Source organism: Microcoleus sp. T3_B1 (genome assembly GCF_036700445.1).
In the GTDB taxonomy this organism is placed as follows: domain Bacteria; phylum Cyanobacteriota; class Cyanobacteriia; order Cyanobacteriales; family Microcoleaceae; genus Microcoleus.
Genome location: NZ_JAUBOX010000047.1, coordinates 22,333 through 38,593, shown reverse-complemented (window position 1 = coordinate 38,593; position 16,261 = coordinate 22,333). Strand labels below are relative to the sequence as shown.

Here is a 16,261-nt window from a genome sequence, read left to right as displayed (position 1 = left end):
TGACATCGCCCCTAATGCCCCATCCCCCGCCAAATCTTCACAGTTCGATCGCCCGCACCGCTAGCCAAACTCCCCCCATCAGGACTAAACGCCACCGACAAAACCTCGCCCCCGTGGCCCGTCAGAATTTCCAGCAAACCCCCCGTACCCGCATCCCACAAATAAATCGTGCCATCCCGACTCCCCGTCGCCAAAACCCGACCATCGGGACTCAACGCCACACACAAAACATCCCCAGAATTGTCCCTCATACTCCGCAGCAGCGTCCCTCGCCCCTGTGCATCCACCCGCCACAGCTTCGCCGTACCATCCCGACTCCCCGTCCCCAAAATCAATCCTTCTCCTACTCCCCCCCTTACCAAGGGGGGGCTGGGGGGGGTCTGACCGGCCAGGGAGTTGGGGGAACTCGCAGCAAAAACGATCGCCCGCACCCAATCTCCGTGCTCTGCCAGAGTACAAATCGATCGACCATTTTGCCAATCCCACAACTGCACAGTCTTGTCCCGACTCGCACTAGCCAAAAACTCCCCGCCAGAACTAAAAGCCACCGCCTCCACCCCGCCAGCGTGACCAGTCAAAGCCGACATCCGCCTTCCCTTATTCAAATTCCACAACTGCACAGTTTTGTCCCGACTGCCGCTAGCCAAAACCTGACCATCCCGACTAAACGCCACAGCAGAAACCCTGTCAGAATGACCAGCCAAAGCGTACCACCACTTACCCTTATTCAAATCCCAAATATGAATCATTTTGTCCCGGCCGCCACTAGCCAAAGTCGCGCCATCAGGACTAAACGCCACACAAGTCACCCAATCAGAATGACCCGTGAGAGTGTACCACCGCCTACCAGTCTCCAACTTCCACATCTCAATCGTCTTGTCCTCACTGCCGCTAGCTAAAGTCGCGCCATCAGGACTGAAAGCTACCGACGTAACAGCATTAGAATGCCCTACCAGAGTATGAACACACCTCCAAGTAGGCGCGCGTGCCGGTACAACCCGCTGCATCGGCGGCACAGGTAAAATGGTGCCTGCAACCGTTGGCGGCACTGCATTCTGCACCACAGGCGTCCTCTGCGGCACGGGAATTTTAGGCGCTGGTAGGGGCGGTGCCCCCGTGCCCGCCCCCGTGCCCGTCCCCGTGCCCGCCCCCGTGCCCGTCCCCGTGCCCGCCCCCGTGCCCGTCCCCGTGCCCGCCCCCGCCGACTGCTGCGGCTGCAAATCTTTCAATACCTCAGCTACAGATTTGTAGCGCCGACTGAGACTCGATTCGATCATTTTGTCGAGGATGCGACTTAATTTCGGATCAATTGGAACCTTCAAAAAGTCTCGCCAAACCCAAGCATCTTGATTGATATCGAACAAATCAAAAGGAGATATTTGAGTCAGCAAATAAATGCAAGTTACTCCCAAACTGTACAAATCACTGGCATAAACCGCTTGACCTCTAATTTGTTCCGGCGCCACAAATTCGGGAGAACCGATGACTGTACCGGTTTCTCTCAAACCCTCCACAAGTTTTGCAGCGCCAAAATCAACTAAAACTAACTCCCCAGTTAAGGTGGGGTAAGTATAAATGGTGGGAGTTTGAGAAAGGCGGCGGCGGATAATATTGGGGGGTTTAATATCTCGGTGAATTACACTGCGATCGTGCACGAACTGCAATACTGGCAATAAATCCTTCAGCAGACTGAGAATCTTACTTTCGCTGAAAGGCCCAGTCCGCCCCAACTCTTCCTGTAAATTCTGACCTTCTATAAATTCCTGTACCAAATACTGATAGCGTTCCTGCTGAAAGTGCGCCAACAGTTCGGGAATTTGCGGGTGTTTCCCCAATTCGTCCAGCCGCACCGCTTCTCGGTTGAATAATTCTGCTGCTTTCTCGCTGCTGCTGGTACCTTGGGATAGCGGGAAAAACTGTTTAATTGCACAGCGCGGTTTTGAGGGTTTGTCTTGGTCTATTGCTAAAAAAGTGCGGCCGAAACCGCCGCGCCCAAGGGGTTTGATGGCGCGGTAACGCTCTCTGAGCAACAGTTTGGAGCCGCAATTCAGGCAGAATTGGGTACGATCGGCATTTTGCGGGTTTTGACAGGCGGGGTTTAGGCAATAACTCATAACTAAACCGAGAAGGAATCAGCAGCACATCTCTATGATACTGACGCCCAAGCGCGATCGACTCTCGCGTTACAATTAAAAACCAAAGGACTAAAGTCCTCAGAATTTAAGATGTGGCTTTCACTTTCAGAGCATACTCTTTAAACCTTTCCAAGTCAGCCTGAATTGTCGATTCAACCACGCGGCCCAGAAATAGGTTATCCATCAATTTTCCCAGCCAGCCGGGAATTCCGTAAGCCACTGTCAGCTTGACGATACTGCTGTCTTTGCGATCGTAAAATCTTACGGCACCTCGATTTGGTAAGCCGTCTACCGATTCCCACTGAATTATCTGATTCGGCACTAATTTGAGAATCCGAGAAAGCCAGCTAAATTCTAACCCGCCAGTTGCGAGTTTCCAGCGAGACAATTCTGGATCTTCTTCGAGAACATGAACAGATTCTATCCACTTCATCCAGCGCGGCATTTGCTCTAAATCTGACCAGAGTTGCCACGCTAATTCGATGGGAATTGCCACTTCTACTTGGACGCTGTGTTCTAACCAATCAGTCATGGGATTTTAGATTTTAGATTTTAGATTTTAGATTGAAGAATTGTTTCTTTTTTTCTTGTTACCAGGCTCTGCCTGGTAACGCAGATCCAGAGGCTCCGCCTCACTTTTCCTCTCGAATACTGGAGGCAGAGCCTCCTGATAGCCCTTCCCAGGCAGAGCCTGGGAATGAGAGAAAACGATAGAAGACTAAGGACTAATGACTGTAAGCTTCGAGAATTGCCTTAGCCGCTTGATGGCCTGAAAGTGTCGCTCCTTCCATGCTATCAATGTAGTCTTGCTGAGTGTAACTTCCTGCTAGAAAGAAATTGGCGATCGGAGTTTTTTGAGCAGGGCGGAAAACATCCATTCCCGGTGCTTCGCGATACAAAGATTGAGCGAGCTTCACTACACTGTACCAAGTCATGTTTAATTCCCGCGCTGAGGGAAATAAATCCTGAACTTGCTTAAGTACGTGTTGGGCGATCGCCTCATTGCTTTGTTTAATAAACGGATCTCCCGGTGTCAGCACCAACTGGAGCAGCGAGCCTTGTCCTTCTTTATAATAATCCTTGGGACTTGCCAGCGCTAGGTCTGCAAAACAGGAAAAGTCTGCATCTGCTGAATACAGCAAATTATCGATTCCTACAGCGTGGCTCAACTGTTTGCGCTTGGCTTCGTCTTCCAGTTCCGTTACCCAACCGTCGAACCGCAATTGTACTGTAGCAACTGGCACGGCATCTAACTTATAAATGTTGTCAAATTCTGACCATTTGCGCCAAGCTGGGGGCAATATTTTCTGAATTCCTGGCACGTCGCAGGCGAAAACGTAAGCATCGGCGGTAATATTTTCTTCTGTTTCGCCGTTGGCTACTACCAAGCCTGTTACGCGGGTTTCTTCGCCTTCTTCAAACTGAATTTCTCGGACTCTGCGCCGCGTGTAAATTTTTGCTCCTTTCTTTTCCAAATATTCCACAATTGGTTTGTGCAAATATTCGTTGGGAGAACCAGCCAGCATCCGCATGACAGAGGCTTCGGTTTTCGATGCAAAGAATTGAAAGATTGTCAACATACACCGGGCAGAAATATTTTCAGTGTCGATAAAACCCAGTGCGTAGGCGATCGGATTCCACATTCTTTTGAGCGAGTTTTGGTTGCCACCTTGGCTGCGGAACCAGTCAGCAAAGCTAATTTTATCCAAATCGCGGATAGTTTTCATCGCTCCTTCAAAGTCTATCAAACCTCGGACGATCGGGCTAGTTCCCAGGGCGATCGCATTTTGAATTTTGTCTTGTACGGATAGCTGGGATGTAGTAAAAAATGCCTTCAATCCGTGCAAAGGAGCACCCACGGGAAAGCGAAAATCCAAAGAACCAGTTTCGCCGCCTCGATTGATAAAAGTGTGGACGTGTTCTTTGAGGAGCAAATCGTCAAAAGCCCCCACTTTTTTCATCAGGGCAAATAAGTTATAATAGCAGCCGAAGAAGACGTGCAAACCCATTTCAACGTGATTGCCGTCTGGATCTACCCAACTGCCGACTTTGCCGCCGACAAAGGGGCGGGATTCAAAAATTTCTACTTCGTGGCCGGCTTCCACTAAATCGACTGCTGTGGTCATTCCAGCCAGTCCCGCACCTGCGATCGCAACCCGCATTTTACCTATCCTTTACAGTATTTTTACAAATTGTAACAAAATTTAGAATTTCCGAAACATTCAAAGTTCATAAATGCCGATCGACACTTGTACAGCCCTCTGAATTCTGGCTAGGACATCGGCACTAATTTGACCATAAGGGCCTTGTTCTAGGAATGTCTGCCGCAAAGCAGAAACGTTTTCACCAGAAAACGAGCGAGAAGCCCCTGGCTTTAGACATGGGGAGGAAAGCGGCTGCGACTTCAGTCGCCTTGAATTAAAATCCATAGGAATAGCCATCTTTTTTGTGAATAGATTTGCAATATTTATGACTAATTCCTGCTACTCTTCCCGTCGTTGTGGCGATGTCGAACGAACCGGATGCGCGGCAAAGAATTCGTCCCACATAGGTGCCGACCTTCTTGCCTGCTGTGACGGTAGCGCTGACAATATCGCCAGGCAAGAAAACCGAAATGGATTTGCTTTCTCGACTTGTGACGAATTGGGAAGCCAAACTTATCTGTGCCGCACATTTGTCGAGTACCGTGTCCTGCTGCCTTAATTAGCAGCGGTTGAGAAGTCAGCACTTTTAATTCTTCGACTTTGCCTACACTTGCAGCATCTAACCAGTGAGTTTTAGCTAAATTTAATCGAGTGCGGTTGAACTTTGTTAGACCACCACTGCCTGTAGAAACAAGCAAGCCATTCATACGAAGTCGGTTAAATAACGCCCAGCGAGTTGAATTGACTGCTGCTGCGTCTTTTAAAGACCGCTTTGCTTGAGATAGAATTCGCTTCAAAATTTCTGGCTTTTTGGAGAGGAATTGCTCAATATCTTGAGTTCCCTTCCGAGTATTACAATTTTCGCAAGCAAGGCAAAGATTAGAAATACGATTAGATCCGCCTTTGGCTTTAGGATGAATGTGTTCGACTTGTAGCGGTGTATCCGTAACTCCACAATACGCGCACTTCCTATCCCATTTATTCAACAAGTATTCGCGGATTTCGTAACCACATAAAACGCCTTGCTGGTACTCCAGTCCACTAATTTCTGGATTTTCTAGTCGTTGTAAGTCGAATCGCACAAGTTCTTGAGCAATAGAACTAATGGGAGCGACTTTCATTAATCTAGTTACCCATGTCAGGATTGTTTCGACACGATGTTGCAAGCTTGGAGCCAGCCATCCTTTAGGGCAAGTTCTATTTAGAAATCTAGCCTTTCGATAACGAGTATGGCGATTTCTCCTGGCTCTACGCAGTGAACGGCGAGACTCCAAACAGGCTTTAATTGATTGACCGGGCGTGAGTTAGTTCTGCACCAAAGATTACGTTTTCTCCTTCGACTAATGCAATGCCCGTGGTTTTGGAGCCAGGATCTATTTTAAGAGTGATGGGTTGTTGGGATACCGTTACCTCTACTTTGAGAATTAGCGTGAATGGATACCTTTTGAAAACAGCAGCTTTGCCAGTGGTTAGCAATTTACGAGCCATTCCTGGGCGGATTGGATTGAGCGGTCGTTTTTGGGTATCAAGTACAAAAACGAAATTAGACATAAAGTCCTCCATTGCTGGGTAAAGTTCGCTCCCTTGAATGTTTTATGAGCTTGTTGTGTCAAAAGCACTGGTTTAACCCCGTTAAGCCTGTTTAACTTTTGGCGATAGAGCGGAAAACTAGCGTCGCATTCTCCGGTATCATGACTCAAAAAACGGAGGTCTAATCCTGTCTCTGGTAAGGTTCGAGCTTTCTTCTTGAACCGCTCGGAACGAGCCGGACTTCCCAAAAGCCCCCGCTTTTAAGCGTGGGGTTCCTTACATACAGCTAGAGAATCAGCTTGCAATCCTCCCTCACCCACAGGAATCAAGACGCGAGTTGGATTTTCTACTCTTGCAAGGTTACTCGTGAAAGGAACAACAATGACAGAATCCGTAAACTCGTTGCGGATATCGGGAGAAACCACAACTACAGGTATTTTTTTGGTATCTCCTAACTGACGCAAAGCCCTTGAAAGATAAATCTCACCTTGGCGAGGATAAGTTTTTCCTGTTGAGTTAGAGTCCATCGCTGCTCCATGTTTCTTCTATCTGTTCCTCTACAAAATTAAACCACTCTTTTTCCTCCTCAATATCTTCTGGGCTGCGGTTTTGATAAAACTTCCGCAACTTATCTTCTATTTGCTTAGCGTACCAGAGACGGAGAGCTTGTTCGATCGCCTCCGTCCAATTATCAGTAAGTTGGTCTATTTTCTCCGCGAATTCAGCATCAAGGGCGACTAACACTTCTCGCTTTTGAGTAGAATTTGACATAATCATTTTCCTTGCTCATTCAAATAAAAAAAAATGACTGATGACGGTTGACTGCTGACTAATGTTATTGGTTATTAGCAGTCCAAAGCAATTAACAACTGCCAATTAACAACTGCCAACTGCCAACTGCCAACTGCCAACAGTCAACTAACTTCAAAACATCGGCATCAACTGAAGTGGGCCAATTCCCAAGTCTTTAGCAGACACCCAGCGCACCTCAAGCAAAGCGATCATATCCTTAAACTGAGGCTGACCGCGAGAAGCACCCATCAACCCTTTAGCAATAATCAAACCGCACCAACCGTTGGTTAATTTACAGCGGCGATCCCACTTCTTGCGAGCTTCCTGATGCACCGGATCGTCTTCATTAAACTCCCCAAATAAATACAACTCGCCATTTTTAGTTTGCAAAATACCCAAGTCGTATTGCTCATCCTGAAAAGGATTTTCGCCCGGATTAAAACCAATCCCCTTCACGCCTCCAGCTTCTTTCAAATCCTGAATCATAGTTTTTGCCTTCGGATGAGAAGTTTGGATCATCACCACCGGCAAACCATCTCCGGCGGTATTAATATCAACTTCTGCACCTTGGTGAAACTGGACACTTTGGCGCAGGAAATCTACCGTTTCCCAAGGTACGGCGCCGAGGCTCAAAAATGAATTTTGCGGCACCAAATCGTCCCGCAGCAGTGGTTTGTCAAATTCATCATCATCGTCATCATCGTCATCATCGTCATCGCCGAGCATCTGTAATAATTCGTCTGATACATCGGGCATCGTGGAAACTTTAACGGATACCTGTTGAATTTCTCCGTCAGGCTGCGGCACAGGGATGCGGTAGCGGCTGCTAAGAGTGGGAAAAGTGTCTGAACCCAATTTCCGGCGGCCGTTGCGGAAAAAACGATGAAATGCTTCGAGAGCAACTAACATCGTGAGGGCTTCTTCTTCGTAAAGGATCGATCGCAATCCTTCTAAAGGATGTAGGTTGCCGAAATTTGGTTCAATTTCCGATGGAGGCAAATCGGCTAAATCAATTTCGTCGTCGTCGTCGTCCTCATCAATATCTGCTGCACTTTCAAAGGTAACAAACAAACAGTCTTGCCCTAAAAAAGCCTGTTCTAAATCTTCAAAAGATTCATCATTATTGACGACTCGTTCTCGAAACCGTTTCAAGGATTCTAGAGAACGGTAAAGTAAAACTCCGTAATCCATTCTGCCTTGCCCCAATACGGACACGTAGAGGCTGGCGACATCCCACTGATTGATTTCAATAGATATAATTTGGTGTTCGCTCAAAGTCCGCCACGGAGCATCTTGCCAAATTTGAGCAGCTTTTTCCATTAAAACTTCAGCATACTGAGGGGGCAACTCAGGAGGTCTGTTGATGGCGACCTCTTCCATGCCGCGAAATATTTCGTCAATTAGGGGCAATTCCGGCACGTAGTCAATGGAAATGCCTAAATCTTGAAGTACGCCCCGCAGATAAAATTGAATTTCTCGGTTTTTGACTACTATTTTTTGGGGGCGGACTGCGGGAGCCGGACTTTGGGGATGTTCCATTGCCCGTAGCAGGGCCCGGACGAGCGCCTCTGGGCCGGCATCTGGGCCTACCATGTCCATAGCCCTCACGACTCCTTCGGAGCCATCGACCCAGAGAATGCACTCGCCACCAGCTTCTAGAACGTCATCGTCATCTAGCATCATGTGTGAGTCAGCATTAGATAAGGGTCGGCGATCGCCCTCCCACACGCTGGGAATTTGAGGTAAGTTTTGTAGCCGACGAAGAGTAGTGCGATTCAGCGCTGCCATAGAGTAAGCCCGTTGGGTGAAGCATTGTTGCGGTGCCGGTAGCCGGTCAACCGCTGCTTATCAATCATAAACCCTATAGGGGGAGAGGACATCGAGCTGGGGAACGAGGCCCCACGGGAATTAAAAATTAGAAGCTAAAAATTCGGCCTTCAGCATCTAACCTTATGCCTTCTGGCGAATGCCTGTACAATGGAGGGATAAGATTACACTCTTAGCATTAGACAATCTCAGGAGTTCGGCAAATTGTCAGGAACCTCAGCCTAAAGGCATGAGGCTTGAAGGAGAAATCTAACAAGCCGTTCTGACCAGCCTAAGTCTTAACTGACTACGTTTTTCGAGTCACGACACCCTGGGATGCGTAGCTAGTTCCTTGCTCTGTCGTTGAGAGTTAAACAGTTCTAAGGTCACTGGAACAGTGCTTTCAGCCTAACAAGCTCTTAAAACATTGGCGAAGCTAACTTTACTCCGAAAGGAGATTGAGGCAACCATACCTCGCCGGAGGGGCAACCATACCTCTCCACCCCACAAAAGTTTTAACTCAATGTAAAGCCGTCCTAAAAGGACGGGGTTTCTAACCCATATTTCTGATGACTCAAGCCATTTCTGAAAAGCGCGGCATTCAAATGACGGACTCTGCTGTCCGTCAAGTTTTAGCTCTGAGAGAGAAACAAGGTAAAGACCTCTGCTTGCGGGTAGGGGTGCGCCAGGGCGGATGCTCTGGAATGTCCTACGTGATGGATTTCGCAGATCCCAGCACTGTCAAATCCGACGATGAAGTGTTCGACTACGATGGTTTTCAGGTAGTTTGCGATCGCAAGAGCATTCTTTATCTCTACGGTTTGGTTCTCGACTTCAGCGATGCTATGATCGGGGGCGGTTTTCAGTTTACTAACCCCAACGCCACTCAAACTTGCGGCTGTGGCAGTTCATTTTCTACATAAATCGGAAAATAGGGCATTGGGGATTGGTAATTGCTAATTGCTGAGAATGCCTCGGACTGCATTGCTGCGTCCCGCACCCAATGCTCTTTCCAATCTAAAATCTAAAATCTAAAATCTAAAATCGAATGACCCCTGAAGAATTGTTTAAAGACGGTTTCGATCGCTACCAAGCTGGCGAAGCCCCGGCTAATCTGATCCCCGTGTTTAAAGAAGTGTGCGAGAAAGCTCCTAAAAATGGCAATGCCTGGGCTAGCCTCGCGTGGCTTTACCTGTTGGAAAATAAACCTGCACCGGCTCAAAAAGCAGCGAAAACAGCCGTTAAATTGAACCCTCATGACCCCCAAGCTCGCATCAACCTAGCAGTAGCGATCCTCGATCTTAAAGAAAAAGGAGTGCGCCCCCACGTAGAAGTGGCTCAGCAATTAGTGATGGCTTCCGAAGAGTTGCTCGACGAAGTTAAAAAAAATTTTGAAGAAGGATTAAGCCGAAAACCCGACTGGAAGAGTCTCGCCCGCGTTAAACAGTGGCTTCTGGAGCCGTAACGGCGCAAACAAGTCGATTTTGGGGCGGGGATCGAGGAAATCGGCTTTGCGGTTTATTACGACATCGTAATAAATCAATAAATAACTTTATGGAAAACTCAGGAAGTCAGTGCTAGTATTTGAAAACTTAGACGATTGACAAACCCGCTCAGCGGTTTTCAGATTTTACTACGATAATACTAGGAGTTGTAAAAACATGAGCAATGACAGCCACGTTAACATCAAACCCGCAACCCGCAACCACAAAGGTTTCTTTATTCAGCCCGCTTCTTACAAATTGATGAGCATCGATAAATCCGGCTGGGCTTTGATTTGTATGGACAAAGCAGTTTGTCACTATGTAGATCCCGATGATTTGCAATTGCCGAATAAATCAGGAATGTCTGAAGGTTAATTCTAAAGTTTTGAGAGACTTTAAGATGCTTTATTTGAGTAGCTGCCCTCCCTGGAGAGGCAGCAACTTTTTTATTCATACAAAAGTCCGGCAACGCGCAGTGAATCGGGATTTAACGGATAGAAGGATAGAAGGAAGAATTACCAATTCCCGATTACCAATTACCGATTCCCAATTCCCTAATTGTTAGATTTCAAGGCAAAAAGCATCTCAAGCTGAGCAGTTGTCGGTTGTGTAGAAGCTGTGGCGACGCTAACTCCTCGGAGAGAATTGAGCAATTCAGCGACGGGCGGCGAAACTAAATTGGGCTGTACTGCGAGCAAATATTGGTTAGCCCAAGACATGGTTTTTTCCATATCTATGTAAAAGTAACCTTGGTTGACTTGCGGTAAAGAAGTGGCGATCGCCTGAAAACTCGGACTGCTGCTTAACGGTTGCGGTGGCGTCGAAGTAATCACATCAACTAAAGGCCCGCCGAAAGCTACAAACACAGAATTTTCATTCAGCCAACCGTGCCCGAATAAAGTGCCTTGCTGGGGTATTTTCCATTCCGTAACTTCTTTGCCCTCAACGGTTCTAGGGGCGACACTGACTGTAGCATTGCTTTTGGCGATCGCATCGAGTTTTTTCAGGGTTGCTTCTGCAGCAGGGCGATCGCTCGTTTCAAAAATCATCGCCGCCCCCATCCCCAACTGAGACAAAATCCCTTGATCCGAACCGATCGCCCCGATCGCAAATTCCCCATTCATCCAACCAAAAACATCTCGATCCGCATCCAAATCCAACCGCTTAAAACTACTCCTCACCTGCTGAACTCCCCTGTCAACTTCCGGGCTATCTTTAGCCTCGGCTGTCGCTTGCGACCAAATTTGATCGAGTCCCTTGCCGCCGACTAAAGCAATAGTTTCGCCGGGAAATCTGGGTAACAATTTCGATGGGACTTGTGGATTTGGCTGGACGAATTTAGGGTCTAACTGAGCGATAGTTTTTACCCTCAATCCCGCACTATCCGCCCCAATTCCCGCAACCAAAGACTTAACTTGTTTGAACTGCGAAAGCACTGTCCAAGGCAACTGGATATCTGCGGGCAAATTAGCTTTCAATTGCTCAATTGCAGCAGAATAGTCAGCAATATAAACAGTTGCGATCGGATTCTTGACACCAGCACTCTCTGCAAAAAACTTAGTTGTGCTCGGCTGCGTAGCGAGAGAGGGTTCTCCTTTAAAAGTATCGATCGCCAATTCCACAGGCTTTCTCAAAGGAGCCATCACTAATTGGTCGTTCAGCAAAGCCACACTGTAGCGCTTGCCAGTTGGCTCTGCAATCTCATAAATTTTAACTCCTTTATACTCGGTTTCTTGAGTAGTTGCACCGGGCTGAGATTTTAATTTATTCGCAAAATTCCAAGCGCTAATTTTATTTTTGACGCTGACTACAACCAGCAGTTTTGGAGGCTCTGTATTCGTCACAGCATCAGGGGGCAGGAAAGCGACCATGACCCCCCCTAACCAAGGTTTTAAGTCCCTGTCAAAGTCGATTTGAGTGCCTGCCAAGCTTTGTTCTTGAAAGGTCTTCAAACCCTGACCGACCAACTTTTGAGCCCCAGACGTGCCAAATCGCTGCAACTCTGCCAGGGCTTGGGGATTGGGGGAGATAAACGCGGCCATCATTGCTTCGTCGGGTACAACTTTGGCGCTGTCTTGAGGGTTGGATACTTTTTGGCTCAAACCCTGGAAGTAAAAGTAGACCGCAGCGCTACCTGCTGCGGCGATGGAGGCAGCAATTAGAAGCTTTGATTTTTTTGCAGGCATGGTTTGTGTTCCTCGCGTCCCATATCAGTTTAATCAAAATACAGAAAGCTTGTGGGGAGGCGATCGGGCCGGCTCTCTCGTTTTGTATAATCAAAGACAAGTTTGGACGATCGTCTAAACTGCTAGAACTGTGCATTATTGGTAAAAGGTCAGGAACCTTAGCCTAAAGGCATAAGGCTTGAAAGAGAAATCTAGAAAGCCATCCTGACGGGCCTAAGTCCTTCGCGGACTACGTTTTTTGAGTCACGACACCAGGCGGATGCGTAGCTAGTCCCCTGCTCTGTCGCTGAGAGTTAAACAATCTTAAGGTAACAGAGATAGTGCTTTCAGCCTAACAAGCTCTTAAAACAAAGGCGCGTGCTAACTTTACTCCGAAAGGAGAACGGGACAACCATATCCCGACGGAGGGGCACCCATACCCCTCCACCCCGGAAGGGGATTCAAATTAATGTAAAGCCGTCCTAAAAGGACGGGGTTTCAAACCCAATTTTCCGATGAAAGTAGCGATCGCGGGAGCAACAGGATTTGTAGGTAGCCGGCTGGTGGAGAAGCTGCAAGCTGCGGGACATCAAGTGGTGGTTTTGAGCAGGGATGCGGCGAAGGCTAGCCGAGTTTTTCCGGCTTCAGCTTATCCGAATTTGGAAGTTGTCGCCTACACTCCAGCGGAGTCTGGTGATTGGCAAAAGTCGATCGCGGGCTGCGACGCTGTTGTCAATTTAGCAGGGGTTCCGATTGCGGAGGAAAGGTGGACGGAGGCGCGCCAGCAAGCAATTCTGGACAGTCGCAGACTGACGACGGCAAAATTGGTCGAGGCGATCGTCAATGCTAATCCTAGACCATCTGTGTTTGTTAGCGCATCGGCGATCGGCTATTACGGAACCAGCGAAACCGCTGAGTTTGACGAAACGAGCCTCGCTGGAAATGATTTTTTAGCAACAGTTTGCAAAGACTGGGAAGCAGCCGCCCAACCTGCAAAAAATGCGGAAACGCGGTTAGCAATTTTGCGGCTGGGGATAGTTTTGGGAATGGGAGGCGCGTTAGCAAAAATGCTGCCACCTTTTAAACTATTTGCAGGCGGGCCGCTGGGCACTGGGAAACAGTGGTTTTCTTGGATTCATCGCGAGGATGTGGTTGATTTAATTTTGTACGCTTTGCAAAATTCGCAAGTTGAAGGCGTTTTGAATGCGACAGCACCGAATCCGGTGCGGATGAATGAATTGTGTCAAACTTTAGGGGAAGTTTTAAAGCGGCCTTCTTGGTTGCCGGTGCCAGGTTTTGCTTTAGAAATGCTGTTGGGAGACGGGGCTAAACTTGTTTTGGAAGGGCAGAAAGTGTTGCCGAAACAAACTTTAGCTAGCGGTTTTCAATATCAATATCCGACGCTGAAATTAGCACTCGAAGAGATTTTATCGGGAAGTTAGGAACCTACGGAATAGAACCCACCGAATAGAATTCGGGGCTAAACAAACAAAGTCCGAGCTGAGAGGGACTCAAACAAAATTCCTCGTTCCCAGGCTCTGCTGATTGGTGACAACTTAAGACTGAAACCCATAATAAATGTACCTTTTAGTCGAGTCTCGATCCCCCTAAATCCCCCTTAAGAAGGGGAGTAGGGGTTGACTTTGAGAAGAATCTTGTCCCCCCCTTATTAAGGGGGGTTAGGGGGGATCGAGACTTCGATACAAACAAGAGAGACCGTCGGTGTGAGCTTAATTTGTCACCAATCGGCAGAGCCTGGTAACGCATATCCAGAGGCTCTGCCTCGCTTTGCCCGCAAGCAGATGAACCATCAAGAAATAGCAACCGGGTTGACAATTCCCGCCGAACTCCCATTCCTTCAAGCTATCTGCTGGCAAATTGCTGATGTAAAAAAATTGAGTTTCAAGGAAATGCTATGCCGCTACGAATCGGGCTGGCATTATTGGGGAGTTTTGGGAACACCTAGCTTTGAGGAACTGGCTTTTATTCAACAAATCAGCCAACACTATCAGTCTTGGTTAATAGCGGAACAGGGAAGCAGTTGCCCGCCAAAACATCCAGAAAATTGGGTAAGTTCTCAAGCAATGTTTAAACGCGAAATTCATCAAAAGATATTAACTGTACTCAGCCACTTGAATGTCGAATTTCTACAGGAATGTCGGGCGTATTTTGGGGGCGGAACGTTGGTAAGTATGGAACACGGAGAATATCGGTTGAGTCAGGATATTGACTTTATGTGTCCGATGGATAATGGCTACCGTCTCCTGCGCCGAAAAGTTGCAGAAGGAGGCTATGATGCGATTTTTGCTAGTCGCGATTCCCTTGGGGATAGCTTCGCTTCACGCATTGTTCTGCCGAACGATATTCAAGCCAACCAGTATGGGATAAGATTTCCAGTTATTGTTGGTGGCACTACTATTAAATTTGAGATGGTTTGTGAAGGGCGAATTGAGTTTGGCGAACCAAATTATCCAAATTGGTCGCCTGTTCCTTGTTTGAATCAAATTGATAGTATAGCAGAAAAGTTGTTGGCAAATGCCGATCGACAGCCGGGCGATCGGGTAAATTCTAGAGATTTAATCGACTTGGCTATTCAAAGGTTAGCGACTCCGATTCCCCAAGAGGCGATCGACAAAGCGGAAGCAGCTTATCAAGTTATGGAACCGCTCGATCGAGCGATTCAGTATTTCCAAGATCGTCCCGATTATCGGGAAAAATGCTATGAGGTTTTGAGTATTGCAGAGCCAAATAAAGTTATTGACGGTATCGATTTACTAGCTCAGGATTTAGGCCGGGAAATAACAGTTAGGACATTTACCGAGACTATTTCCTCGTTCCCAGGCTGTGCGCCGAATTGATCTTAAATTTGCATAAAACGGAACTTACCCCGTGTGCGGGGTAAGTTCCATCTGAAACCATTGCGAGGTGAGACTTGCCCGAAGCGTCCAAGTTTTTTGCATGAGTACAATCTGTTACAACCCTTAAGTGGCGGGGTTTTTGCTTAAATTCATCAGAGAACAATACTCTCGCCCTAAATATTAAGAAAATCTTAAATACATGACTGCGGTTGGTCGGCAGTCCTGTCGCTAAAACCGAGACTGGACAAAGAATACAGCCTCCAGAACTACCCCCACAGGGGCTAAGTTCCGATAAAAATAAAATTTTGCCGGATACGTTGTATTAAAACTTGTAAACGTCCGTATCAATAGACTTATGTTGTAAGTCCTGAGCATTGGGTGCTAACTGAATAAAAATTTTCATCCGCGCAAGCTATTGCTGGTGAAAGTTTCTGATCAAAATAATGGATATCAAGTCCACGAACATGGGTTGTGCAAAAAAAGTTTTCTTGCTTACCTCTGCATTTATAGGAAATCGGGGTGGTTTAATATTTCTGATTGCATTTACGTCGAACTCAATTTTAGCAAAGGGTGTGCGTAAGTCATTTTCTAAACAAGATGGGAATTAATATATGAGCAATCTGCAGAATCAGCCAAATTCCGGTCAAAAAACAATTCTTCAACCTTCAGGATGGAGAACAAAGTTTAAAGTAGCAAAACATAGGACAAAAACTCTGATGATTGGCATGGCTTTATTGGGGGGAGTTCTCAAAACAATAGAAGTTTTTGTGAATATATCCCAATTTCCTCAAGCAATATGTAGTCTTACTCCTTTGTGTCCGCCACGGCTAGATGACCCGGTATGGATAGGAACAAAGATAGAGGATGTGTACATAAAGAAATTGAATAATTATGAAATTGAAACTACTTTAGTTGTGACCGATAAGTCTCCATCTGCCAAACAGGAAGAAGATATTTCTGTTCTTAGAAATGTCGATCAAAAACTATCAAAAGCACATCAGCATGACAAAAAAAACTCTGGGCAATTTGAAGCTATTCTCAGAAAAGCCAAGAACGAGCGGAAACCTCTTTGTCTAAAAATTTATGGCAGGCGCAATTTTGCAACCAGTGAGTTCAAGAATATCATTGTTATAGATGAGGATTTTCCTGAAAGCCAAAAGTACGATAGCCTGACATCTAAACAACGCGATGACCAATGTATAAATAAACCAAGACCGACAGATCCAAATAGCGGAAATTAAAAATGAATTAAAAAGCTAGTCGGTAATGGACGATCTAAAAACTCGGTTTTTTCAACAAACCGGGTTTTTAGATAATTTTTGCATCCTCACCGAGATTAGAAACAGA

At 46.8% G+C, this 16,261-nt stretch carries 14 protein-coding genes and 1 pseudogene; 6 read left to right on the top strand and 9 right to left on the bottom strand.

The genetic code is table 11. From position 1 onward, the window contains the following. Positions 1 to 11: 11 nt before the first annotated feature. The 8 genes and pseudogenes from QT990_RS22615 to QT990_RS22580 form a co-directional block, all read right to left on the bottom strand. Positions 12 to 2,114, bottom strand: a complete 2,103-nt coding sequence (locus tag QT990_RS22615) for a serine/threonine-protein kinase (RefSeq protein WP_333465769.1) — start codon at positions 2,112 to 2,114, stop codon at positions 12 to 14. Between the two features lie 106 nt (positions 2,115 to 2,220). Then, positions 2,221 to 2,667, bottom strand: a complete 447-nt coding sequence (locus QT990_RS22610) for an SRPBCC family protein (RefSeq protein ID WP_015175311.1) — start codon at positions 2,665 to 2,667, stop codon at positions 2,221 to 2,223. Between the two features lie 193 nt (positions 2,668 to 2,860). Next, entirely contained in the window at positions 2,861 to 4,297 is a 1,437-nt protein-coding gene (gene zds, locus QT990_RS22605; RefSeq protein WP_333307163.1) for a 9,9'-di-cis-zeta-carotene desaturase, read from the bottom strand. A gap of 60 nt (positions 4,298 to 4,357) precedes the next feature. Further along, positions 4,358 to 4,576: a hypothetical protein gene (locus tag QT990_RS22600; protein ID WP_333143708.1), complete on the bottom strand. Its 219-nt coding sequence runs from the start codon at positions 4,574 to 4,576 to the stop codon at positions 4,358 to 4,360. After that, positions 4,554 to 5,830 (bottom strand): annotated as a pseudogene (iscB, locus tag QT990_RS22595) (RNA-guided endonuclease IscB). The gene QT990_RS22600 and the pseudogene iscB overlap by 23 nt, the downstream one beginning before the upstream one ends. A 239-nt stretch (positions 5,831 to 6,069) precedes the next feature. Continuing rightward, complete coding sequence (locus QT990_RS22590) at positions 6,070 to 6,336, bottom strand: type II toxin-antitoxin system PemK/MazF family toxin (RefSeq protein WP_333143707.1); 267 nt, start codon at positions 6,334 to 6,336, stop codon at positions 6,070 to 6,072. Next, the gene (locus QT990_RS22585) at positions 6,326 to 6,580 is read right to left on the bottom strand and encodes a hypothetical protein (protein WP_333102672.1); all 255 of its coding nucleotides are present in this window, start codon (positions 6,578 to 6,580) and stop codon (positions 6,326 to 6,328) included. Before QT990_RS22585 ends, QT990_RS22590 begins: the two co-directional genes overlap by 11 nt. Positions 6,581 to 6,733: 153 nt before the next feature. Next, positions 6,734 to 8,389, bottom strand: a complete 1,656-nt coding sequence (locus QT990_RS22580) for a DUF6930 domain-containing protein (RefSeq protein ID WP_333143706.1) — start codon at positions 8,387 to 8,389, stop codon at positions 6,734 to 6,736. Positions 8,390 to 8,976: 587 nt separating this feature from the next. Between QT990_RS22580 and QT990_RS22575 the strand changes: the two genes are divergently transcribed. From QT990_RS22575 to QT990_RS22565, 3 genes are all read left to right on the top strand, one after another. Further along, positions 8,977 to 9,330, top strand: a complete 354-nt coding sequence (locus QT990_RS22575; protein ID WP_006632680.1) for a HesB/IscA family protein — start codon at positions 8,977 to 8,979, stop codon at positions 9,328 to 9,330. Positions 9,331 to 9,455: 125 nt separating this feature from the next. Further along, the gene (locus QT990_RS22570) at positions 9,456 to 9,872 is read left to right on the top strand and encodes a tetratricopeptide repeat protein (protein ID WP_333143705.1); all 417 of its coding nucleotides are present in this window, start codon (positions 9,456 to 9,458) and stop codon (positions 9,870 to 9,872) included. A 196-nt stretch (positions 9,873 to 10,068) separates the two neighbouring features. Further along, positions 10,069 to 10,266, top strand: a complete 198-nt coding sequence (locus tag QT990_RS22565) for a hypothetical protein (RefSeq protein WP_172187588.1) — start codon at positions 10,069 to 10,071, stop codon at positions 10,264 to 10,266. A 179-nt stretch (positions 10,267 to 10,445) separates the two neighbouring features. Here the strand turns inward: QT990_RS22565 and QT990_RS22560 are convergent, their stop codons facing one another. Next, positions 10,446 to 12,077, bottom strand: coding sequence for a DUF3352 domain-containing protein (locus QT990_RS22560; RefSeq protein ID WP_333143704.1), 1,632 nt, complete (start codon positions 12,075 to 12,077; stop codon positions 10,446 to 10,448). Between the two features lie 494 nt (positions 12,078 to 12,571). Between QT990_RS22560 and thyD the strand changes: the two genes are divergently transcribed. From thyD to QT990_RS22545, 3 genes are all read left to right on the top strand, one after another. After that, positions 12,572 to 13,498, top strand: a complete 927-nt coding sequence (gene thyD, locus QT990_RS22555; protein ID WP_333143703.1) for a thylakoid membrane protein ThyD — start codon at positions 12,572 to 12,574, stop codon at positions 13,496 to 13,498. A 282-nt stretch (positions 13,499 to 13,780) separates the two neighbouring features. Further along, on the top strand, positions 13,781 to 14,914 hold the full coding sequence (locus QT990_RS22550; RefSeq protein ID WP_333465768.1) for a nucleotidyl transferase AbiEii/AbiGii toxin family protein: 1,134 nt from the start codon (positions 13,781 to 13,783) through the stop codon (positions 14,912 to 14,914). 611 nt (positions 14,915 to 15,525) lie between these two features. Further along, positions 15,526 to 16,155 carry a hypothetical protein gene (locus tag QT990_RS22545; RefSeq protein WP_333143701.1) on the top strand — a complete coding sequence of 210 codons (630 nt, stop codon included), beginning with the start codon at positions 15,526 to 15,528 and terminating at the stop codon, positions 16,153 to 16,155. Positions 16,156 to 16,261: the final 106 nt, after the last annotated feature.